At 57.5% G+C, this 3,341-nt stretch carries 4 protein-coding genes; 3 read left to right on the forward strand and 1 reads right to left on the reverse strand.

Annotated elements, in window-relative coordinates; translation table 11 throughout:
- Positions 1-449: LysR family transcriptional regulator (locus NKH35_RS31045; RefSeq protein ID WP_352917497.1), on the reverse strand; the 449-nt coding region annotated here is incomplete at its 3' end.
- 237 nt (positions 450-686) lie between these two features.
- Here NKH35_RS31045 and NKH35_RS31050 point away from each other — a divergent pair.
- The 3 genes from NKH35_RS31050 to nodC are packed head-to-tail and all read left to right on the forward strand — an operon-like array spanning position 687 to position 3,308.
- Complete coding sequence (locus tag NKH35_RS31050; RefSeq protein WP_352917499.1) at positions 687-1,280, forward strand: NodA family N-acyltransferase; 594 nt, start codon at positions 687-689, stop codon at positions 1,278-1,280.
- Entirely contained in the window at positions 1,277-1,936 is a 660-nt protein-coding gene (nodB, locus tag NKH35_RS31055; protein WP_023724589.1) for a chitooligosaccharide deacetylase NodB, read from the forward strand. The genes NKH35_RS31050 and nodB overlap by 4 nt, the downstream gene beginning before the upstream one ends.
- A gap of 13 nt (positions 1,937-1,949) precedes the next feature.
- The gene (gene nodC, locus NKH35_RS31060) at positions 1,950-3,308 is read left to right on the forward strand and encodes a chitooligosaccharide synthase NodC (RefSeq protein ID WP_352917501.1); all 1,359 of its coding nucleotides are present in this window, start codon (positions 1,950-1,952) and stop codon (positions 3,306-3,308) included.
- The last annotated feature ends 33 nt before the right edge of the window (positions 3,309-3,341 follow it).

The following is a 3,341-nucleotide window of genomic DNA, read 5'->3' on the forward strand; positions in this document are numbered from 1 at the left end:
ATCAGAAAATCAACGTCGCCGCGCCGGAGAAGCTCCTCGGGGTCGTCGGAAATAGGGAGACATTCAAAGCGACCGGCGGGAGCTTCCCGCGCAGCGCGCTCTACTATCTTCCTAAAAAATACGAGCGTGATGTAATCGGAAAGCATGATTCGGAAGAGACGATCCGATTGGGCCGGGTTGAAGGCGTCGGGGGAAATAATCGATAGCTGGATGTGCAGCAATGCGTCCCGGACTGCTGGGGCGAGCCCGTCGGCGCGCGGCGTCAAAATGAGCTCGCGGCCGTTCATCGTAAATAGCTCATCGTTGAAATAGGCGCGTAGCCGAGCAACGGCGGCGCTCATGGCCGGCTGGCTCAGGTTGATACTGCGAGCCGCGGCAGTGACTTTACGCTCCCTCATCAGAGCGTCCAGCACAACGAGGAGATTTAGATCCAGCCCTTTAAAACGCATGTCATGTTCTATCCAACGTGTGGATGCGTATCATTCAAACAATCAATTTTACGAATTTACGAGCCATGCATTAGAGGAACGGAAAGTGAGCGACGTCAAGCTCAAATCGACGACACGGGCCGGAACTCGAGAGAGTGTCTGGCTCACCTTCGCCAACGACAACGGCTGAGTGCAGCCAACAACGCCGCTTTGGTCGAGTAATGCGGCCGCAAAAACCAATATGAAGAGAGGTCCTGAATGCGCCATCAGGTGCAGTGGAAGTTGTGCTGGGAAAACGAGTTGCAGCTCTCCGATCACGTTAAGCTCGCCGAGTTCTTTCGTGATACGTACGGGCCGACTGGGGCGTCCAACGCAGAACCGTTCGAAGGTAGTCGAAGCTGGGCCGGAGCCAGGCCTGAACTCCGCGTAATCGCCTATGATTCAAGCGGTGTAGCGGCTCACATGGGCATACTGCGCCGTTTCATCAAGGTCGACGCGGTCGACCTGTTGGTGGCTGAACTGGGCCTGTACGGGGTACGTCCGGACCTTGAGGGTCTGGGAATCGCCCATTCAATCCATGTCATGCTTCCAATACTGCAGGAGCTTGGCGTTCCATTCGCTTTCGGAACGGTCAGGGACGCGCTGCGGAATCATGTTGAGAGGTTTGGACGGCGATACAGCCCTATGGCCGTTTTGTCGGGAATTCGCGTGCGCTCCCCCCGACCAGAGGCCCGCCTCGACCTGCCGCCCACACGCATCGATGACGCACTCACAATTGTTCTGCCAGTTGGACGGCCGATCAGCGAATGGCCCACGGGCACGATGATAGATCGGAACGGACCAGAGCTATGAGCCGGTCCGATTGCTTGTACGAAGTGCGCCGTGAGTGCTCTGACGGCACCGGCCGTCGAAGCGTTTATCTGACCTTTGACGACGGTCCCAATCCACTTTTCACACCGGAGATTCTCGACGTGCTGGCAGAGCAGCGGGTGCCGGCGACTTTCTTCGTCATCGGCGCCTACGCCTTAGAGCACCCATATCTAATCCAACGGATGATCGCAGAAGGGCACGAGGTAGGCAACCACACGATGTCTCATCCGGATCTGTACCAATGCGGTTTCGGCGAAGTGCAACGTGAGGTCTTTGAAGCGAACGACGCCATCATGAGAGCGTGCCCGCAGGCCTCGGTCCGCTTTGTTCGCGCGCCCTACGGCGCCTGGAGCGAAGAAGTCTGCACAGCATCACAGATCGCCGGGCTGGCGGCCCTTCATTGGTCCGTCGACCCTCGAGATTGGTCTCGCCCTGGAGTCGAGGCGATTCTCGATAAAGTGCTCGCCTCCGTCCGGCCGGGCGCAATTGTACTCTTGCACGACGGATGCCCTCCCGGCGAGTTGAGCCAGGGCGCTCACGCCGGCATGCGCGACCAGACGGTCACGGCGCTGTCCCGGCTGATTCCAGCACTGCGTGAGCGCGGATTTGTAATCCGCTCACTTCCTCAACATCACTGAACAACGAGATCCCATGACTCTTCTTGGTACAACCAGCACTGTGGCCATTTCGCTTTATGCACTGCTCTCGACTGCCTATAAGAGCATGCAAGGGCTTTATGCTATGCCGACAAAGGATTCGTCGGCGTTGGAGGTTCTCGCCGGCTCCGACAAACTGCCCAGCGTCGATGTCATCGTCCCCTGCTTCAACGAGGATCCGCGCACGCTTTCAGAGTGCCTGGCTTCCATTGCAGACCAAGAATACGCCGGAAGACTTCGGGTCTATTTGGTTGATGACGGTTCTGGAAATCGCGAAGCCTTAGGAACTGTCCACGAAGACTACGCGCGCGACCCCAGGTTCGACATCATTTTGCTTCCCGAGAATGTTGGAAAGCGCAAGGCGCAGATCGCCGCGATACGACGCTCATCAGGGGATCTGGTGCTTAACGTTGATTCAGACACGGTACTCGCGCCCGACGTCATTTCCAAGCTTGTACCGAAGATGCGAGATTCAGCGGTCGGCGCAGTCATGGGTCAGTTGACGGCCAGTAACCGAACCGAGAGCTGGCTGACCAGGCTGATAGACATGGAGTACTGGCTGGCTTGCAACGAGGAGCGCGCGGCACAGGCTCGCTTCGGTGCCGTTATGTGCTGTTGCGGCCCATGTGCCATGTACCGCCGGTCTGCGCTCCTTTTGTTACTGGACCAGTACGAGTCGCAATTTTTTCGGGGCAAGCCAAGCGACTTCGGTGAGGATCGCCATCTCACTATCCTGATGCTGAAAGCAGGCTTTCGAACCGAATACGTTCCGAGCGCCATCGCGGCCACAGTCGTTCCGAACAGACTCGGACCGTATCTGCGCCAACAACTCCGTTGGGCACGAAGCACATTCCGGGACACGCTGCTTGGGCTGCGCTTGCTGCCTAGCCTAAATAGCTATCTCACGTTGGACGTGGTCGGACAGAATCTCGGCGCGCTACTCCTCGCCCTATCGGTATTAACGGGCCTCGCACATTTCGCACTGACAGGCACTGTGCCTTGGTGGACAGGACTGATGATTGTGTCCATGACCATGCTCCGATGCAGCGTGGTAGCATTTCGTGCTCGACAATTTCGATTTCTTGGCTTTTCGCTGCACACGTTCATCAACGTCTTTCTCTTGCTTCCGTTGAAGGCCTACGCGCTGTGTACCTTGAGCAATAGCGATTGGCTGTCGCGAAGCTCTGCTGTCGCTACATCGAACACTGGGGGAAAACAGGCCCCCACCCAAGCTCCGATCACTGGTTCCAGCAGGGCAGAACTCCCGCCCCATTCGGCTCCGCTTCGCAGGCTCAATCTTGCGCGGGATTCATCGGAATTAGTCCTGTCGGACAACATTTGCGGCGACGACTGACCGCAAATACCTACCGGACGAGAGGTGCACGAG

Origin of the sequence: Mesorhizobium sp. M1143, from assembly GCF_040318435.1 — a bacterium.
GTDB lineage: Bacteria > Pseudomonadota > Alphaproteobacteria > Rhizobiales > Rhizobiaceae > Mesorhizobium.

Bases quoted from the DNA above. Each gene is read 5' to 3' on its own strand.
- nodB (WP_023724589.1), top strand. From the start codon at position 1,277: ATGAGCCGGTCCGATTGCTTGTACGAAGTGCGCCGTGAGTGCTCTGAC.
- nodC (WP_352917501.1), top strand. From the start codon at position 1,950: ATGACTCTTCTTGGTACAACCAGCACTGTGGCCATTTCGCTTTATGCA.
- NKH35_RS31050 (WP_352917499.1), top strand. From the start codon at position 687: ATGCGCCATCAGGTGCAGTGGAAGTTGTGCTGGGAAAACGAGTTGCAG.